This is a genomic window from Spirosoma gilvum, from assembly GCF_054776815.1.
This window is the reverse complement of the sequence record NZ_BAAHBH010000007.1, coordinates 383664-401961: the sequence shown is the minus strand read 5'-3', so window position 1 is coordinate 401961 and position 18298 is coordinate 383664. Positions and strand designations below refer to the sequence as shown.

The 18298-nt window shown below is 48.3% G+C and carries 13 protein-coding genes; 7 read left to right on the top strand and 6 right to left on the bottom strand.

Features of this window, described 5'->3' with window-relative positions; all coding sequences use genetic code 11:
• The first annotated feature begins 208 nt into the window (after positions 1 to 208).
• Positions 209 to 1258, top strand: a complete 1050-nt coding sequence (locus tag ACYVFD_RS20335) for a sensor histidine kinase (protein ID WP_461092335.1) — start codon at positions 209 to 211, stop codon at positions 1256 to 1258.
• The gene (locus ACYVFD_RS20330; RefSeq protein ID WP_461092334.1) at positions 1255 to 2304 is read left to right on the top strand and encodes a sensor histidine kinase; all 1050 of its coding nucleotides are present in this window, start codon (positions 1255 to 1257) and stop codon (positions 2302 to 2304) included. Before ACYVFD_RS20335 ends, ACYVFD_RS20330 begins: the two co-directional genes overlap by 4 nt.
• On the opposite strand, the gene lgt is transcribed toward ACYVFD_RS20330, so the two are convergent.
• Both lgt and ACYVFD_RS20320 read right to left on the bottom strand, forming a co-directional pair.
• Positions 2199 to 3185 (bottom strand): prolipoprotein diacylglyceryl transferase, encoded by a 987-nt coding sequence (gene lgt, locus ACYVFD_RS20325; RefSeq protein WP_461092333.1) that lies wholly within the window; start codon positions 3183 to 3185, stop codon positions 2199 to 2201. The genes ACYVFD_RS20330 and lgt overlap by 106 nt on opposite strands.
• Positions 3186 to 3212: 27 nt before the next feature.
• Positions 3213 to 3479 (bottom strand): hypothetical protein, encoded by a 267-nt coding sequence (locus tag ACYVFD_RS20320; RefSeq protein WP_461092332.1) that lies wholly within the window; start codon positions 3477 to 3479, stop codon positions 3213 to 3215.
• A gap of 444 nt (positions 3480 to 3923) precedes the next feature.
• Between ACYVFD_RS20320 and ACYVFD_RS20315 the strand changes: the two genes are divergently transcribed.
• Positions 3924 to 7463, top strand: a complete 3540-nt coding sequence (locus ACYVFD_RS20315; RefSeq protein WP_461092331.1) for an SdrD B-like domain-containing protein — start codon at positions 3924 to 3926, stop codon at positions 7461 to 7463.
• Positions 7464 to 7560: 97 nt separating this feature from the next.
• Here the strand turns inward: ACYVFD_RS20315 and ACYVFD_RS20310 are convergent, their stop codons facing one another.
• Entirely contained in the window at positions 7561 to 9087 is a 1527-nt protein-coding gene (locus ACYVFD_RS20310) for an aldehyde dehydrogenase family protein (RefSeq protein ID WP_461092330.1), read from the bottom strand.
• A gap of 295 nt (positions 9088 to 9382) precedes the next feature.
• On the opposite strand from ACYVFD_RS20310, the gene ACYVFD_RS20305 reads away from it, so the two are divergent.
• Both ACYVFD_RS20305 and ACYVFD_RS20300 read left to right on the top strand, forming a co-directional pair.
• Positions 9383 to 9844 (top strand): GNAT family N-acetyltransferase, encoded by a 462-nt coding sequence (locus ACYVFD_RS20305; RefSeq protein WP_461092329.1) that lies wholly within the window; start codon positions 9383 to 9385, stop codon positions 9842 to 9844.
• 325 nt (positions 9845 to 10169) lie between these two features.
• Positions 10170 to 10946 carry an alpha/beta hydrolase gene (locus ACYVFD_RS20300; RefSeq protein ID WP_461092328.1) on the top strand — a complete coding sequence of 259 codons (777 nt, stop codon included), beginning with the start codon at positions 10170 to 10172 and terminating at the stop codon, positions 10944 to 10946.
• Positions 10947 to 10957: 11 nt separating this feature from the next.
• Here the strand turns inward: ACYVFD_RS20300 and ACYVFD_RS20295 are convergent, their stop codons facing one another.
• Together ACYVFD_RS20295 and ACYVFD_RS20290 are read right to left on the bottom strand one after the other, a co-directional pair.
• Positions 10958 to 11767 carry a helix-turn-helix domain-containing protein gene (locus ACYVFD_RS20295; protein WP_461092327.1) on the bottom strand — a complete coding sequence of 270 codons (810 nt, stop codon included), beginning with the start codon at positions 11765 to 11767 and terminating at the stop codon, positions 10958 to 10960.
• A gap of 24 nt (positions 11768 to 11791) precedes the next feature.
• Entirely contained in the window at positions 11792 to 12832 is a 1041-nt protein-coding gene (locus ACYVFD_RS20290) for an SDR family oxidoreductase (RefSeq protein ID WP_461092326.1), read from the bottom strand.
• 275 nt (positions 12833 to 13107) lie between these two features.
• Between ACYVFD_RS20290 and ACYVFD_RS20285 the strand changes: the two genes are divergently transcribed.
• Positions 13108 to 14040, top strand: a complete 933-nt coding sequence (locus ACYVFD_RS20285) for an AraC family transcriptional regulator (protein ID WP_461092325.1) — start codon at positions 13108 to 13110, stop codon at positions 14038 to 14040.
• 91 nt (positions 14041 to 14131) lie between these two features.
• Positions 14132 to 15154, top strand: coding sequence for a hypothetical protein (locus ACYVFD_RS20280; RefSeq protein ID WP_461092324.1), 1023 nt, complete (start codon positions 14132 to 14134; stop codon positions 15152 to 15154).
• A 447-nt stretch (positions 15155 to 15601) separates the two neighbouring features.
• Here the strand turns inward: ACYVFD_RS20280 and ACYVFD_RS20275 are convergent, their stop codons facing one another.
• Entirely contained in the window at positions 15602 to 18082 is a 2481-nt protein-coding gene (locus ACYVFD_RS20275; protein WP_461092323.1) for a hypothetical protein, read from the bottom strand.
• Positions 18083 to 18298 lie beyond the last annotated feature (216 nt).

The following is an 18298-nucleotide window of genomic DNA, read 5'->3' as shown; positions in this document are numbered from 1 at the left end:
AAAAGGGATGAAGAAATGTGTATCTTACTATGAACAAAGAATCCTGAATCTCTTCATTTTTCTTGGCTATCTGCCGAAAGGCTTTTAATTTCAACAGTGCATATCAGCAAAGGCATCAGAAGCAGGCCCGGCATAAAGGGATTGCCATGAGGGTAGTTGTCTATTCACTTTACTGAGAGAAAGCAAACCATATACGTCAACGTCATCTGTGAACGTCTTTACTGACAGGAAATTACGAATCATTGGCCCATTTGTCCTGTTTCTGGTGGGCACACTGTTCTTTCGGCTCGACTGGTATCTGGAGCGATCGACGGGTAGGCTGATTCGTTCGGACCTGATCGCACTGACGGCTGGGTATATCTGCTGGAATGTGACTCGATGGGCCGTGATGCGATTACAGAAGCGCTATCCTGGTCTGGATAATACCCGCAAAAGGCTGATCTGGATGGCTGTGTTGCTGCCTGTGCTGGTCAATTTCGCCTGGCTGATTCGGCAGGTCGCCCACATGGCTTTCAATAACCTACAATACCTTACCCAAACACTGCCTGACTACACCTATTCGATTGGCATTCAGATTTTTTACCATTTTGTCTATTATATCATTTACGAAGGAGGCTATGTATTGCGTGAGTGGCAGCAGGCCTACGAGCGCAATGAACGGCTAAAAAAGGCAAAACTACGTCACCAGCTCGACACGTTGAAAAGCCAGATCAATCCGCATTTTCTGTTCAACAGCCTTAATTCACTGTCGATGCTGATTTACGACAGTCCCCGTCAGGCCGAAGTATTTGTCGATGAACTGAGTAGCGTATATCGGTATTTGTTGAGGGCCAATGATCAGGAGCTGACCACGCTGAATCGGGAATTGCAGTTTATCCGGTCGTACTTCCAATTACTAAAAACTCGGTATGGCGCTGGAGTCGATCTTTCCATCAGCGTTGATGAGGATTTGATGGAGCATAGTTTACCCCCTCTGACCTTGCAGTTGCTGGTGGAAAATGCGGTTAAACACAACATCATCTTACCCGGTCGGCCCCTCGTAATTAAGATTCAGACAGTAGAGGATACATTGGTGGTGCAGAACAATTTACAACGCAAAACAACGGCCGTTCTCTCCAATAAAGTAGGCCTAGCTCATATAGCTGCCAAATACAAACTGCTGGGACAACGCAATATCACCATTCAGGAAGATAATGGATTGTTTGTCATTACGCTGCCGTTGCTGGCAACTCAACCCGAATCGAAAGCGACCTTATGAAACCCTTACAAGATCGTTGGCTTCGGTGGTTCGGTCCGGTAGGACTTTATGTGTTCGTCAGCGTATTTTTTCGGTTCGACCTGTATAGGACGATTAAAGTACAGGCGTTGTTGGCCAACGTTTTTATTGCTCTAACGGCAGGAATCGCCTGCTGGCAGCTTGCCCGTTGGGTCGTGTTAACGATTCAGCACCGTTACCCTGGTCTGGCCAATATTCGTCGGCGGCTGCTATGGCTGTTGGCTGTATTGCCAGCTCTGGTAGGATTTGCCTGGTTGCTGCGGCACCTGCTACGCTTCCTGATTGATGGGACATTCGACTATTATACGACCGCCGTTGAGCTAAGTCGTAACCTCGGCATCCAGATATTTTATCACTTCATTTATTTCGCCATCTACGAAGGATGGTACATTTTGCAGGAATGGCAACGGGAAACGGTACAAACCAGCACGCTCGAAAAAGTATCCCTGCAAAGCCAGTTGGCGTCGTTGCAGCATCAGGTCAATCCGCACTTTCTGTTTAATAGCTTAAACTCACTCTCGTCACTTATTGGCGATAGCCCTTTGCAGGCCGACGCGTTTTTGGGAGAGCTAACGGCTGTGTTTCGGTATCTGCTTCAGGCTAGTGAGCAACAGCTCGTGCCGTTGAGCGACGAAATTGCCTTTATCCGTTCGTATGCTCATTTGCTACAAACCCGCTATCAGGAGGGACTAGTGCTTGAACTGGACGATGATTTAGTAGACAAGCACGGCCTGATTCCGCCCCTGGCGTTGCAGGTGCTGATCGAAAATGCGGTACGCTATAACGTGATTCTGCCCGACAATCCACTGCATATCCGTATCTACACCACCCTCGATCAGCGACTACACGTGGCCAATACACTCCAGCGCAAAAACCTTCGGGTCGAAACCGCCGGGGCTGGATTGAGTAACCTGGCCACGCGTTACGAACTCCTCAACGAAGGCAGTCTGCTGATTGAAGAAACACCCGGCTGGTTTGTGGTTAGCCTGCCATTAGTTAGTGAAGGGCGGCTGGCCGAAGTTGGGTAATTGATTGATTTGGGCCGATACTCACATTGATAGCAAAGGCTTGATGATTGAATGACGAGGGCTACCGGAATCAATGATGCCGGTCGGATAACGTTTCTCAACAGTAAGATCAGACCAACGAGAATGGCTGGTAGGCTCAGCAACTGCCCCATATTGAAGTTCAGACTATCTTCAAAAGCCACTTGATTTTCTTTGAAGAATTCCCAGATAAAACGAAAGCCAAACACCCAGACCAACGATATGCCTAACATCGTACCTGATGCGAATTGATTTCGATACCGTTTCCAGTACCAAAATAGTCCAAAGGCTAAAATCAGGCACGATAACGATTCATAGATCTGGGTAGGGTGACGAGGGACCTGGCTAAATTCATGGTCGCGAAGAAAAACAAAAGCCCAGGGTACGTTCGTCGGTTTTCCAACTATTTCTGAGTTCATCAAGTTGCCAAACCGGATGAATGCTCCGGCAAGGGCCGCCATGATACAGATGCGATCTGCGACCCATAAAAACGTTTGCCCAGTTGCCTGACTGGATGCACGTTGCGAATAGAACCACAAACCAATACAAACACTTAGTATGCCTCCATGGCTGGCAAGACCGCCGAACGGGGGCGTTATGATTCGTAACGGGTCCTGAATGAGCATGTAAGGCTCATAAAATAAAAAGTGTCCTAGTCTCGCTCCCAAAATAGTTGACACCACCATGATCAATAGTAAGGAGTCAATATCAGAAAGAGGCTTCTTTTCGGTCTTGAAAATGTGCGTCATCATCTTAACGCCAATCAGGAAGCCGACAGCGAATAGTAGGCCATACCACCTCACCGGCCAGGAGCCAATACGAACGATTTCGGGATCAACATTCCAAATGATGTACTGAAGCATATTCGGTTAGGGATAAGGAGTTTGAGACTAGTTGACAGTTGATAGATACAGGTAATACATCTCGTCTCCTCCAAAGTAAGGAGAGACTTTGCCTAAGGTATTTCGAAATTCACCACTGAAGCTCACCTCTTTGCCAACAACCTGATAACTAGTAGGCAAATTACAGACTAGTCCTACCCATCGGCTATCAATTGTTCCGGGTACGGTATAAGCAACGGTGTACATACTCATATCTTTCCGGTAGCCAACAATGCCTTTGAGGTTCCGGGCCTGATGACTAACTGGATGATCCATAAAACAAGCTGGATTCGCAGATTCGGGTATGGGCAGGCTATCTTCTCGACAAGAAATGCTGACTCCGATTACTAGTACACCCAAGAGTTGACGGATTTTCATAAGGCTTATTTGCGTACACTAGTCAACGGATTATCAATTGCCCTGAAAGGTTGTAATCGTAAGTAATTTTTCTGTTAATGATAGCCAGTATCCCAAAAATTTGGGCTGCCTTCTTAAAATAACTAATTGCCTGATTCTATGGCTACACACTGTGCTGTTTTTCAGGATAAAAATCTCTCTCCTATAAATAAATTCTTATGCGATCGTTTGTTCATTTGGCATAATTCTGGCTTGATTTTAGGCGGCTAAATAGTTACTATTTGTAGTCTATATTGCTTAAAGAGTATTTTATTAAGGTAATATGTAGCCATATTTTAGTGAGGATGTATAAAATATAGGCGTATGCTCAACTTTACGATTAAACCAATTTGCCTGATTGCCCTTATTCTTTTCGCCTTGGTGGTGCAGTCGCAACCAGGCTTTGGGCAGACCATTACAGGTACCATTTTTCGGGATTTCAACAGCAATGGCCTATATGAGCCCATTACTGACCCTGTTTCCTACACCTATGGAGAGCCGGGCGTAGGAGGAGTAACGATTACCGCTTATGATGCCTCCGGGGCCGCCGTTGCAACCACGATGAGCAGTACTGTGGCTGCGGATTTGGGATCTTATACACTGACTGTGGGGAGTACGAATGCGTATCGGGTTGAATTTACCAATCTGTTGTCGGGCGATTTTGAAGCATTCAAAGGAGCCAATAGTGGCACATCGGTGCAGTTTGTGAACGGCGGAGACAGTAATGTCAATCTGGGAGTCAATTATCCGGCTGAGTATTGCGAATCGGTTACTCCTAATCTTGTCACTACTTGCTTTATAGCGATAGACCCTACAGCAGGTGCAAGCACTACTCAGCGAGTGGCCATAGTAGGAACACCGTATACGGTTGAGGAGAATAGTAAGACCATGACCTATTATGCAACGATAGAGGAGGTCGGGTCAACCTGGGGTGTAGCTTACAACAAATCGACCGGGCAGCTTTATTCGGCTTCGTTTACCAAACGGCATGTGGGCTTTTCGGTCAGTGGTCCCAATGTTATTTATGTAACCTCACCTTCATCCGCTACTAGCGGCAACACAACCGAATTTTTCAACTTTACAAGCGTTGGTGGAACGGCGGTAACCTCCTCTACCGAAGCCCATGGGAATGACCTGCCTACTACGACTGCCAGCCTGGCCAGTCACGACAGTATTGCCTTCGATGCAGTCGGGAAAACCAGTTTAGGAGGGATCGATCTTTCTGACGATGACAAAACGCTCTATGTAGTAAATCTGAAAGACCGGAAGTTATACGCCATCGATGTGGCAACAAAAACGGCCACAGGTGTGCTGATTCCGAATCCGGAATGCACCACAAGCAGTACGGCTACCGAAGGAAGCTACCGCCCATTTGCTGTTAAATTTTATCGGGGCAAGGTCTATGTGGGCGTCGTTTGTACCCGCGAGGATTTAGGCACAACAACTGTTCCCTATGGACCGACCGACGGCCTGAGTGCTACCGTTTATGCAATGGACCCGGCTGCCCCGGCATCGTTTACAACCGTATTGTCGTTTCCATTAACCTACCAGAAAGGGGCTTCGGGGGCCGATGTGCTGCCCGCCGACCCAACCAATCCGGCACGAAGTGAATTCTGGCGACCCTGGACCTCCATTTATCAGGCGGATCGAAACGAGGGCGTCGTGAGCTTTCCGCAAGCCTGGTTGACCGATATTGAATTTGAGCCAACTACAGGCGATATGCTGATTGGCCTCCGGGACCGTTTCGGCGACCAAACCGGTTATAAAAATTATAAACCTGCCAGCAATGATACTGATGTGATCAGCGGCATTACACCCGGTGAAATTCTTCGTGCCCGCAAATGCAACCCGACGGATATAGCCTGGACCCTTGAAAACGACGGGAGCTTATGCGGCAGTGTGACGTCGGCATCGGCTACACAAACGACCGTAGCAGGACCAGGAACCGGTAAATATTATTGGGGCGATCGGGTGCAGGATGGCGCTAACCATGGTATGAGTTCGCAGGGAAGCCTTGCGCAGCTAGGAGGTAGTCCTAAAGTAGCGATGACCGCCATTGACCCGACCGAAATTTTTAACACAGGAGGCATCAAGCGACTGATCAACGCAACAGGTGCTAAAGATGGGAATGCGACGGGGATTAGTCCAAACCCGGCGGGGGGTGTTATTCTTTACGAAGAAGATGAGTTTGGCTACGGTAAAGCCGATGGATTGGGCGATCTGGAATTGGTTTGTCAGGCTGCACCCATCGAGATCGGTAATCGCGTCTGGTTCGATGCCAACGACAATGGTGTGCAAGACCCCGGTGAACCACCACTGGCTGGAGTCGAAGTGACATTAAGTGGCCCAGGTCTTTCGTCGCCGGTTAGTGCAACAACCAACTCGACTGGCGAATACTATTTCTCCAGCGCCAATGGTACACCAACTCCCGGATTTGTCTACAGCTTAACCGGACTGACCGCCGGAGGGTCGTATTCATTAGCGTTTCCGACCAGTTTCAGCACGGTTATGCTCAGTAGCCGACATGATCTGGCTACAGGCCCAAATGCCGATAACATTGATTCAGACGCTAGCCCTGCGGGGATCATCACGTTTACATTAGGGCAGGCCGGACAAAACAACTTTTCGTTCGATGCGGCCTATGCCGTCTGCGCACTAGCTGTAACCGGAACACCCTCGACCTGTGATGGAACAACGGGCCAATATACCGTTTCGGGTACGGTCAGCTTTTCAAACGTTTCGGCCGGGACACTGACGGTAACGGATGGGACTGCCAGTACAACGCTCTCGGTAGCTGCCGGTACGCCATCCATTGCGTACTCGCTGACTGGATTAACAACGGGTAGTGGTTCGCACACAATTACAGCTACTTACTCGAGTACCGATTGTGCGCCCGCCAGTAGTACCTATACCGCCCCAACCGCTTGTCCGCAGCTCGATCTGGAAAAACGGGTAGATAAATCAAAGGCTGAAGTCGGCGAAATACTTAGCTATACACTCGTACTAACCAATACGGGAAGCTTAACAACGACCAACGTGACTATACGCGATTCATCTACCGTCGGCCTTACCTACGTGCCTGGTTCGGCATCGGCACCAGTGGGAACAGTTTTTACACAAGGTGCCCCGCTTAGTATCTGGACGGTAGCGGCTATTAGTCCGGGCGAAAGCCTGAGTCTGACCTTCCAGGCTAAAGCCGACAGTACGGGTATTTTGTACAATACGGCCAGTATCCCCGGCGATACCGCCAGAGTTTGTACATCAATTCCGGTGCACATGTGTGTCGGCGATGACTACGCGTTTGTCCTGACGGCACCATCGGGGCATGCTTCCTACCAATGGTACAAAGATGGTCAGGCGATTCCCAATGCGACAACCGATACGCTGGAAGTAACCGGGCCGGGGAGCTATAGCCTTGCTGTGGATAATGGCGGAGGAGCAGGCCAATGTCCGAATTTTAGTTGTTGCCCGCTCATTGTCGTGGAAGACTCATTGCCCAAGTTCACTGCTATGGCTTTGCCCGTCAGTTGTATTGGTAATACGCCACAAAGCAATGGTCAGATTGTGTTGAGTGCGTTTCAGATCGGGCATACTTATCAATACTCGCTGGGCGCTACCTTCAATGCGGCAGCATCATTATCAGGAGCCCCCCAGGCAATTCCGGCCAATGGCGTTATTGTAAATAATCTGGTGAATCCGGTTGCAGATCAAGTATACACAGTTCGCGTCTACAATGCGTCGGGCTGTTATACGGATGTGCAGGTAATCCTGTTAAAAACGACCTGCGGCTGCCCGGCCGACATCTGTGTACCGTATGTACTTAGCCAAAACAAACGGCCAGTCAGAATAGGAGATCCGAGATAAAAGGTAAAAAGGAGAAGGGAGAAAGGAAAAAGGAATTTAGGGCATACTCCTTCTCCTTTTTACCTTCTCCCTTACTCCCTTTTCCTTTACTCCTTATTTAAAAGAACCCTAGCTTATTCTTACTATACGAGATCAGCAGATTTTTGGTCTGACGATAGTGGTTGAGCATCATGTGGTGATTCTCACGGCCAAAACCGGACTTCTTATACCCGCCAAATGGGGCATGGGCTGGATACTGGTGATAGCAGTTGACCCATACGCGACCCGCCTGAATTTGACGTGGAATCTGGTACAGCTCATGCGCATCCCGTGACCAGAAACCAGCACCCAGTCCGTATAGTGTATCATTAGCGATCGACAGCGCTTCGTTCGCATCTTTGAAGGTCGTTACCGATACGACTGGTCCGAAGATTTCCTCCTGGAAAACGCGCATCTTGTTATTGCCTTTGAAGATCGTCGGCTTGATGTAGTAGCCCGATTCCAGGCCATTGCCCACCAATCCTGCGGGGCCACCGCCGGTCAGTACTTCGGCGCCTTCCTGCTTGCCGATGTCGATGTACGACAGAATTTTCTCGAACTGGTCGTTGCTGGCCTGAGCACCCATCATGGTGTCGGGATCGAGGGGGTGACCGAGTTTGATGGCTTCGGTCCGCTGAATAACGCGCTCGATAAACCGGTCGTAGACTTTCTCATGAACCAGCATCCGCGAAGGACAAGTACATACTTCGCCCTGGTTTAAAGCAAACATCACAGCCCCTTCAACACATTTATCGAAGAATTCATCATCGGCATCGGCAACCGAATCCATGAAGATGTTTGGCGACTTACCACCCAACTCCATCGTAACCGGGATCAGGTTTTCGGAAGCATACTGCATGATCAATCGGCCCGTGGTGGTTTCACCGGTAAAGGCAACTTTTGCGACCCGTTTGCTTTGCGCCAGAGGTTTACCCGCTTCTGGACCAAACCCGTTGACAATATTCACGACACCCGGTGGAATCAATCCTTCCAAAAACTCCATCAGCACCAGAATGGACGTTGGGGTTTGCTCAGCCGGTTTCATCACCACGCAACAGCCAGCCGCCAGAGCCGGGGCCAGTTTCCAGGTCGCCATCAACAGCGGGAAGTTCCAGGGGATAATCTGGCCTACTACGCCGATGGGTTCTTTAATGATCATCGAAACCGTATCGGCATCTAGTTCGGCAACGGAACCCTCTTCGGCCCGGATAACACCCGCGAAATACCGGAAGTGATCGACACAAAGGGGAAGATCGGCTGCCAGGGTTTCGCGAACAGCTTTTCCATTTTCAACGGTTTCGACGCGGGCCAGAAACTCCAGGTTCTGTTCGATCCGATCGGCAATTTTCAACAGCATATTGCTGCGTTCGGTAGCCGATGTACGCGACCAGGTCTGGAATGCTTTATGGGCTGCATCGAGGGCCAGTTCAATATCAGCCGCTTTCGAACGTGGAACACGGGAAATCAGGCTATCGTCAACGGGCGATGTGTTGTTAAAATATTCACCATCAACAGGGGCTACCCATTTGCCGCCGATGTAATTTTCGTATTGGGTTTTAAATACGGGCCGGGGTAGGGTTTTGCTGGGCGCTTCTTGTACTTCCATAATTCGTAGAAAAGTTATAAATAGGATTTGTTACAAAGTTTGATAGAATTGTTCAATCGCTAGTTGAGCAATCGTATCGTCAAACTGAACAATCCTATCAATTTTCTCTACGTCGTGTGGGGCAAGGCATCGTTCGAAGAATTAGCCAACTACCGAATTGAGCTACCTTTGTTTTCATCGAACCATAGAACGCAGATTATTATGATGGTTATGATTAATTATGATCTGTGTCAATCATATGGATCATAATAATCCGTGTTCTATCCATGTCAGAAACGATTCATTCTTAATTCGTATGCAGATTACCGTTGCCCGAACGCCGGAGCAGTACCTGGCCGCCATTGCTCTTTTTAAGGAATATGCTGTAGGGCTTGGCATTGATTTACAGTTTCAGAATTTCGATAAAGAATTGCAAACGCTTCCTGCCATGTATGGTCCACCAAAAGGTGAGCTGTGGCTTTTAGAAGATGACGGTAACTGGGTGGGTTGTACCGCGTTGCGGCAATTGAACGAGAAAACCTGCGAACTCAAACGGATGTATATCCAGCCCAGCTACCGAGGTCAGGGTTGGGCGGATGCACTGATGAAAACGGCCTTGACAACAGCCCGGAGCCTGGGCTATGAATGGATGAAACTGGACAGCTTACGGCGATTGACGCCTGCCCTGAAACTGTATCAGCGATATGGTTTTACAGAAATAGCTCCCTACAACTACAACCCGGAAGAGGACGTGGTGTATTTTGAAAAACATCTCTAAATGGATAGACCCGCGTCGGCGGACCGTACAGATGATTATGATCGAAGCTGTTTAAACTTTACCTAATCAATTCATAATGCATGTGCTTTGTCATCCCGACGAAGGAGGGATCTTCGGAAATTGACTATTCCATAGACTCACCTGAAGATCCCTCCTTCGTCGGGATGACAAAGGCGCTCATTTTAAGCTTATTTTCAGGAGTTTAAACAGTCTTAGTCATAACGATCATAATAATCCGCGTTCCATTCTTCGATTTTAACCATGGTTAAAATTATTGCGGGCTTTTCCCTGAACCTTTGTGTCGTAATCAAAAACGAACACGAAAATGAAAAAGCCCCAAACTATTGTTCTCATTCATGGCATGTTTGTGAACAACACCAGCTGGCAGGACTGGAAAACCTATTTTGAAAACAAAGGCTACACGGTTTATACACCTGCCAATCCCGGACACGAAGGGAACCCTGCTGACTTACGGACGCATATTCATCCCGACCTGACCAAAACAGGTTTTGAGGATGTCGTCATGAATATTGTAAAACTGATTGATACCCTGCCCGAAAAGCCTATAGTTATCGGCCATTCGATGGCCGGTCTGGTTGTGCAAAAACTGGTTGAACTGGATAAAGCTTATGCCGGTGTCAGTATCGATGGCGCACCGCCCAAAAATATAATGGCTCCGTTCTCTACGATCAAAATCGTATGGCCTGCCATTAACTTCTTTAAGGGAAACTCGGCTTTTCTGGGTACCCGCGACTGGTATAATCGTGCCTTTTTCAATACCTTATCCGAAGCAGAAGCCGCCAAAGCCTATGATGCCATTGCCGTTCCTGAAAGCCGAAAAATTGGCCGGGATACGGTGTTGAAAGCCTTTTCGAGCGTGGATCTTAAAAAGCCTCACCGACCTTTGTTCTTTATTGCTGGCGAAAAAGACACCATTTTTCCCCCAACACTTACCCAAAAAATTGCGTCGAGCTATAAGGATGCTGGAAGCGTAGTGGATTTCAAAGAATTTTCGAGCCGCAGCCATTTTATCTGTGGTGAAAAAGGATGGCAGGAAATCGCCGATAGTATTCTGGATTGGCTGAACAAGCTGAAATCGTAAACCCGGTTTATTTAGGAGTTAACGAACGGTTTGTATTCAGATAACTGACTTGGCGCAATGCCAAACAGTTTCTTAAAGACGAACGAGAAATGGGATAGGTTTTCAAAACCTAATTCCAGGTAGATGTCAGACGGTTTCTGCGCTTGTTTCTCAATCAGAAAAAAGGCTTCCTGAAGGCGTTTGCGTACGAGCCACCGGCTGGGTGTTTCGTGAAAGATGCGTTCAAAATCCCGCTTGAAGGCCGACAGGCTCCGGCCCGTTAAATAGGCGAATCGCTCGACGCTGACATTGAACCGGAAATGACGATTCATATATGCTTCGAGGTCTATTTTCTGTGGACTGCTGAAATCGAACAAAATCGTAGCCAGGTCGGGATTCGATTGCAGAAGAATAAGCAACAGTTCCTCCCGTTTCAGATCGGCAAAGGTAGGGTTGATCCTGCCTTCGCCAGTATAATAAGGATGCAGCGATTGCAGGAAAGTCGGGATCAACTCATTTTGCTGAAGGAGGAAATACGCATCGTTTGTACTGTATTTCGTCAGTGATAGGGTATGTTTTGCCTGATATGATTTCAAAAAAGCTTCATCGAATACAACCACTACTTTCTCGAACTGGTTGTCGGCCCTGTGCTTGGTATATTTCACCAGATGATTTTTGCGAACCAGACAGCATTGGCCGGGCTGTAAGTAATGGTGATTACTACCGTCGTAATAGTCGATGGAGCCTTTGATCAGGTACAGGAAGAAATGCTCGGAAACAAATTGCTCCGGCGAAATCTTTGGCCCAAGGTAGCAGGACGTAATGGCAGATACGGTGTTCATAAGCGTCAAGTTAGGCAGAACAAATCATAAATGGCCAAACTGCATTAGACTGTCGACCGTTGCCATAAGAGCCTCCTCGTTGGTTCGGGGATTCCATCCGAGCAACGTCCTGGCTTTTTCGTTGCTGGCAGTGCGGTACCGACTCAACATAGGCACTAGATTTTTAGCCGTGGGGCTGAACAGGGCCGCTATCCGAATAATCCAGTCGGGTATACGCTTCGTGGAAATATGCTTGAGTTTGCCACCGAATTTGTGGTTCATCAACTGGGCAATTTCGGGTAATGTCATGGTTTCTCCGGCTATAGCCAGAAACCGTTGCCCGTTGGCCACTGGACTGGTCATGGTGCGTATGTGCAGGTCGGCCACATCCCGTACGTCTACAATACTTAATGTCATATTCGGAACCCGCTTCATAGAACCATCCAGAATCCGCTTTAGCAATTCAAACCCACTCGATAGATCGGGGCCAAGCGCCGGTCCGAAAATACCCACTGGGTTAACAACCGACAACTCCAGATTACCGCCTTCTTTTGCCATAAAGTTCCAGGCTGCACGCTCGGCCATTACTTTCGATTTGTTGTAGGCCGACAAACCTGGCTCATTGGGATCTGTCCAGCTTTCTTCGGTAATTACCTTAGTTGTATCTGTATGGCTATAGCCGATGGCACCAAAGTTGGAGGTCATCACGACGCGTCGTACCCCACCATCACGAGCCGCTTTTAGTACCCGAAGCGTACCATCTACGGCCGGACGAATCATTTCATTCTCATCTTTCGGAATGCTTAGGTCAATCGGCGAAGCAACGTGTAGTACATAGTCGCAACCATCTACGGCTTTATCCCAATTGGCATCTTTGGTCAGGTCGGCTTCCACAAAAGTAAGGCAACTGAAATCGGTAATACCACCGTTTTTGAGCATCTTGACTACCTCATCCTTCCGCTTCAGCGAACGGACGGTCGTTTTTACGTGGTATCCTTTCTGGAGTAGTTGGAGAATACAATGCACACCGACAAAGCCGGTTCCGCCCGTTACGAGTACAATTTCCTGTTTATCTGTAGTAGTCATTTGTTCTGAAATTTGACAGAACAAATTTCCGCAGTTAGCAGACGGTTCGCTTTGTTCAAACGTCCAAACTTCTTTTGTTGAAACGTCCAGCAGCGGATTAGCGTATTAGAAGAACTTAGGCAACTGGCTAAATTGTATTAATGCCAATAAAAAATAGGGCAAAACCAATGGGGTTGTCAACAAAAAAGCTATACTTTGTGTTGCCTTACACGTGTTGGCGAATAAAAAGGTGAGTATATGTTGATTGGATACAGGACGTATCCCCAGTAAATCTCATGAAGAACGTACAGGCCCCATCACTGGATATTTCGCGTCATTTGCAGTCCCGTCGTCTGGAACAGGAGGTCGAAAATCGTACCGCCTATACCATCGATACGGCTGAACTGAATATTTACGAAACCCACCATGTGGCCGAAAAAGTAGAGTTGACGTTCAACAGTCCGGTTTTGGCCAGCATGATTCGTGGTAAAAAAGTGATGCATCTGCCAGGAACTCCCTCCTTTGATTTCTTTCCCGGAGAATCGGTGATCGTACCGGGTCAGGAAATGATGCGGATCGACTTCCCTGAAGCCGAAACCGACAACCCGACCCAATGCCTGGCCCTGGCCATTGACTCCGATAAAATACGTCAGGTAACGAATCTGCTCAACGAGCGAGTCCCGCTGATCGATAGTCCGCAAGGGTGGCAGTTTGGCCAGACCAATTTTTTTCTGACCAACGACGAACCGATTCATCAGCTTATTGCCCGGCTGATTTACATTTTCACGGAAAACAACAAGGCTAAGGACGTATTTGCCAATCTGGTTTTACAGGAACTGGTCGTTCGGCTGATGCAGACGCAAGCCCGGAACCTACTGCTCAGTCCCGATACAGTCTACACCAATGTCAATCGATTGGCGCACGTGGCTCAGTATATATCTCAGAATCTGGATCGGAATCTACACATCCGGGATCTGGCCGATAAGGCTTGTATGAGCGAACCCAATTTTTACCGCATCTTCAAGCAAACGTTTGGCCTGACTCCGGTCGATTACATTAACAACCAACGGATTGCGCTGGCCTCCCGGTTGTTGCGAACAACCGATCGCTGTTTGGCCGATATTAGCCTTCAGTGTGGCTTTAATAACCTAACCTATTTTATGCGATTGTTCCGTCGGGAAACGGGTTTGTCACCAGCTCAGTATCGGAAACAAATGCTGTCGTGCTGATTTGCCAGATCGTAATTTAATCGTGGTATATTAGTTTGCCAATACGACCCATCAGCTCCACGATTTTTCGGTCCATATTGGTTTGCTGCTTATGCCTGTCATATCCAGAAAGAAACTTATTTACCCGATTCGCAAGCGGCTTCAATCGTACCTGATTCAATACGACCGCGAACTGTCTCTACCCACTCAGTACGAAGATTTACTGCGTTACAACAGTGCCATCACGCTGTTCGACAAGCGCGACCGCGACACGCTCTGGGAAACCGTCTTCTTTGCGGGTGCTGAGGCCGAGGAAATGCAGCTTTCGTTAAAGGCTATTTATGCATTGCTGAAAGCCGATGGCGATTTGTCGATTACGCGGCACCTGACCATCGACCGGGTCGATCTGTGCCTGTATGGCAATACGAAGCCGTTTCGCATTCGGATTCGGAACCTGGTCAACGATAACTTCGATTATTTTTATATCAAACGAGCCGATGCATCCCGCATTTATGGGCTTGAGTTAGAGCATATTCTGTCGCCCAACCGCATCAATTACATCACCAGTGGCCAAACGTTGGTGGAAGAACATATTGCGGGTATTCCGGGCGATATGTTCTTCGAAAATCAACTGTTTGACCCGGCTCTGAATCCAATTCGTCTGTGTAAAGAGTTCGTTAAATTCAATGAACGATGTTTTGTCCGATTACTGGGCGATATGCATTCGAGCAATTTTGTGGTGGATATTACGCCCGACTTCGATGAGGTCTACTATCGCATTCGGGCTATCGACTTTGACCAGCAGTCGTACGAAGGCCGAAAATCAGTGTACATGCCCCAGTATTACAAGCAAAATCAGCCCATTATTGAATTGGGCTTACGATACATGACACCTGAAAGCGTTCGTCAATATCAAATTGAAGAGCGGGCACTGATTGCCAGTCGGATACGAGCCGAGACCGTTCGGCTTCATGACCTGATGGAAGTGATGCGACAGGACGAGATTGCACCTATGGCGAACGTTGTTAGTCTGCGTCAATCCTTAGCCAGGCACTACAATCATGCTGATTTTCTCCACTGCCAGACCATGGGCGAGCTGGTTTCACAAAGTATGGCAATGATTTCTGTTCACTAAACATCAATTCGTTAGGAGTAAATAAAAAGCCCCGGTATTGAAAAATACCAGGGCTTGAGAAGCGACGAACAACCTAAAAACGCTGCGATTGCGCTTTTATTGTGTACCCTGAAATAGAATCAACCTTATTTTTCACAATTTTTTTGTCTCGGCTGATAGAACCGCATCGGCGGACCGACAGATTGTCATGATGATTATGATGAACCTGTTTAAACTTTTCCAATTGTAAAAAACATAAGACTCTTTTTTGTCATTCCGACCGGGACGCGTAGTCGCAGGAGGAATCTCAAAGTTACTTATACGTCAAGCTTGAGATTCCTCCTGCGACTACGCGTCCCGGTCGGAATGACAAAAAATCGATCCAGTTATACTGAAAGTTAAAAAGTTTAAACAGGTTTGATTTATTAAGATCTGTGTAAATCATAATCATCATAATGATCTGCGGTTCTATTTGTACTCTAACAGAGCTGATGCCTCACAGGATTTATCGGTTTTAAACCGTACCCAGCGAGCCTGAAAATCCTTTGGAAATTCGAAGCTAAGGGTTTGCCCTGGTGAAACAGTGATTGTTTTATAGGTCATCCAGATGCCATTGCCTGTCGGATCGGCTTCAATGGTGAACGTAACGGGTGATGCGACTTTATGCGAAAGCTGTAAACTCCGCTGGTCGTAAAACCCAATCAGGTACGGGTCAGAAGCTTCGCTGGCTTTGACCGACGTGTTTTTCCAGGGGCCACCGTGTCCGGTTGGTTTTCCTAGTTTCCACAGATCATCGATCGCTCCTGCCCATACGGCTGCTTTTTTGTCTTCCGATACAACAATGTGCTCATTTTTACCGGCTGCTGATAGATCGATACCGGTCAGCACAAGCAGTCCTCGATACGATGCGTAATCGTTGATGCGCAGGTTGTGCGATGCTATAGGCCGAATTTTGGCATAGCCGTCGGCATTTTCGGCGGGCAGTTCGTAAAACGTACCGTGGCAGTTCAATAGGTCACGTTCGGTAGCAACTTCCCGGCAAATCCGTAAAGCGGCCTGATTGGTTAGCGCCGTATAAGCGTTGTTGCCTAAGGGGAGCCGCCAGCGACGGCCTTTATCATCAACAACCAATGCGCTTGCTTCATCAATGGTTACGGCTTTTTGCGGAATCGCGAATTTCTCTTTGACAAACGACTGCATGTCCGGGTCATCTTTTCGAACAAGCTGCATATGGCTGTTCAGTTCGTAATACCCAATATCGGTGGGTTGTCCCGTTGAGTAGGAGCGGGCTGCGAGGCCGAGTACCCGCCGATTTTTGCCCAGTCCGTACAGCAATCCGCCGGTAGTTATCGGTGAGTTGACGTTGGTTAGCCCGCTAAACATCGGATTTACTGCCGCTGTACGGGTATCGCTGGCGACATAGAAAAACTGGGCTGATATTGTTGCGTTTTTATTCGATTTTACCCGAACCCATTCGCCCAGCGCATTCGCGGCAAACGTTATATGAGCTGCGTTATGAGCACCCACGGTTGTTGTTTGCAGCGAAGTCCAGTTGCCAGTACCGGTTTTATCGACCTCAAACGTGATCGTTATGTCGTTATCGCTGCTGTTCTGTATCCAGGCAGACCGATTCGCCCAACCGGCAAACAGAAACGGTTCAGAAGGTTCATTGGCTTTTACCGCTTCGTTTTGCCAGACGGCTCCTTCAGCAGTAGTAGGACCAAGTTGATCAGGTGTATTCAACGAGGTAAACCACAAATTTGAATTCGACTGTCCTGGCCCTTCGATGTTACCTTTGGCTTTGCGTTTATTCAGAAATTCTTTTTGGGCAGAGTCGTCGCAGCCGAACACCAGTTGGTTATTCCAACGGGCAAAATCACCAATGACTTTCAGATACGCTGAGCGTGGGCGAATGCCAACCGTATTGGCCGCCGTGAATGAACCGGGAAACCGCCAGAACATACCATGCATGGTCATGAGGTAGTCGGGTTGCTGGTCGGTGCCGACGTTTCGGATACGGGGCCATTCGGTATTCCAGCCGTGGGCACCATCGTAACTATGGCTGGCTTTGGGCAGCCGGAAAAAATGCCAGCCCGTGGCTTTATCGCGAACACCCAACAGCACCGATTTATGGTCCCAGCCCGTGGTCCAGATGGGATCAGTATCCGGGTTTTTATTGCCATAAATGCCACCGGGGCCGGTTACTTCCACAAACTGATTTCGACGCACAACGGTCCAGTCTTTGCCGTTCCATTCCGAAAGCGATCCGGCGTCAATATCGAATTGCTCTAAGGCTTTGGCGCCCGGCTCGCCATTGTTGGAATACACCATAACGCCCTGCCCTGAATAAAATCCTTTGCCGTGCGCACCCGGCAACAGGCTCGAATGCTGGTTATTCGACTCGTCCGAGCCTTTCGGATTTTTAACGTTGTTGTCTTCGTAAAGCATCGTAGGAGCCAGTGTATTCACGTCGACTTCGTAAAACCCTTCTTCCATCGTGCCGTAGTAAATTTTGCCTTTCGGATCGGTCAGGTGCCGGGCGTTGCCAGTATGACGTCCGGGCATGGTTTTGTACGGGATCGTTCGCACATGGGCTTTACTATCAATGGCGTAGGGGCCGATGAATAGCTGGTTGCTTTCGGTATGGATCATGCGGTTGGCGGGCGTTCCTCCAATGCTTTCGGGCCGCACAATCTGTTTCAGGTCTGGCGTTATTTCGTAGAGTTTGTCCGATGAGCCGAAGGGTAGGTGAGGGCCATAGGTGACGACCCAGAGTTTACCTGCCCAGGGAACCACGGCGCCCGTACCGCATTCGCCTTCGTTGTTGTACATGGCCAGATGCGGATAAATGCCACTATACGAACGCTGCGCTTTCGATTGCGCGAACGACGCCCGGCTATGGAGAAACAGCAGTCCGGCGAAGCAGGCAGAAAGAATATATTTTTTCATGGATTTGTTTTTCTTCTGACAGGATTTACAGGATGAACAGGATTAAACGTTTACGAATTGAGCCAAAACAGGTGCAATTTTGTCATGCTGACGAAGGAGGGATCTTCGGCTGAGCCAATTGAATAGTAAACCCCGAAGATCCCTCCTGCGTCGGGATGACAGAAAAACTATTGCAGCAAAAGGTTAAACAGGTACCTTGTCAATCCTGTCAAAAAG

Coding starts and splice junctions, on each gene's coding strand:
- ACYVFD_RS20310 (WP_461092330.1), bottom strand. CDS start 9,087: ATGGAAGTACAAGAAGCGCCCAGCAAAACCCTACCCCGGCCCGTATTT.
- ACYVFD_RS20285 (WP_461092325.1), top strand. CDS start 13,108: ATGAAGAACGTACAGGCCCCATCACTGGATATTTCGCGTCATTTGCAG.
- ACYVFD_RS20280 (WP_461092324.1), top strand. CDS start 14,132: ATGCCTGTCATATCCAGAAAGAAACTTATTTACCCGATTCGCAAGCGG.
- ACYVFD_RS20290 (WP_461092326.1), bottom strand. CDS start 12,832: ATGACTACTACAGATAAACAGGAAATTGTACTCGTAACGGGCGGAACC.
- ACYVFD_RS20315 (WP_461092331.1), top strand. CDS start 3,924: ATGCTCAACTTTACGATTAAACCAATTTGCCTGATTGCCCTTATTCTT.
- ACYVFD_RS20330 (WP_461092334.1), top strand. CDS start 1,255: ATGAAACCCTTACAAGATCGTTGGCTTCGGTGGTTCGGTCCGGTAGGA.
- ACYVFD_RS20305 (WP_461092329.1), top strand. CDS start 9,383: ATGCAGATTACCGTTGCCCGAACGCCGGAGCAGTACCTGGCCGCCATT.
- ACYVFD_RS20295 (WP_461092327.1), bottom strand. CDS start 11,767: ATGAACACCGTATCTGCCATTACGTCCTGCTACCTTGGGCCAAAGATT.
- lgt (WP_461092333.1), bottom strand. CDS start 3,185: ATGCTTCAGTACATCATTTGGAATGTTGATCCCGAAATCGTTCGTATT.
- ACYVFD_RS20320 (WP_461092332.1), bottom strand. CDS start 3,479: ATGGATCATCCAGTTAGTCATCAGGCCCGGAACCTCAAAGGCATTGTT.
- ACYVFD_RS20275 (WP_461092323.1), bottom strand. CDS start 18,082: ATGAAAAAATATATTCTTTCTGCCTGCTTCGCCGGACTGCTGTTTCTC.
- ACYVFD_RS20300 (WP_461092328.1), top strand. CDS start 10,170: ATGAAAAAGCCCCAAACTATTGTTCTCATTCATGGCATGTTTGTGAAC.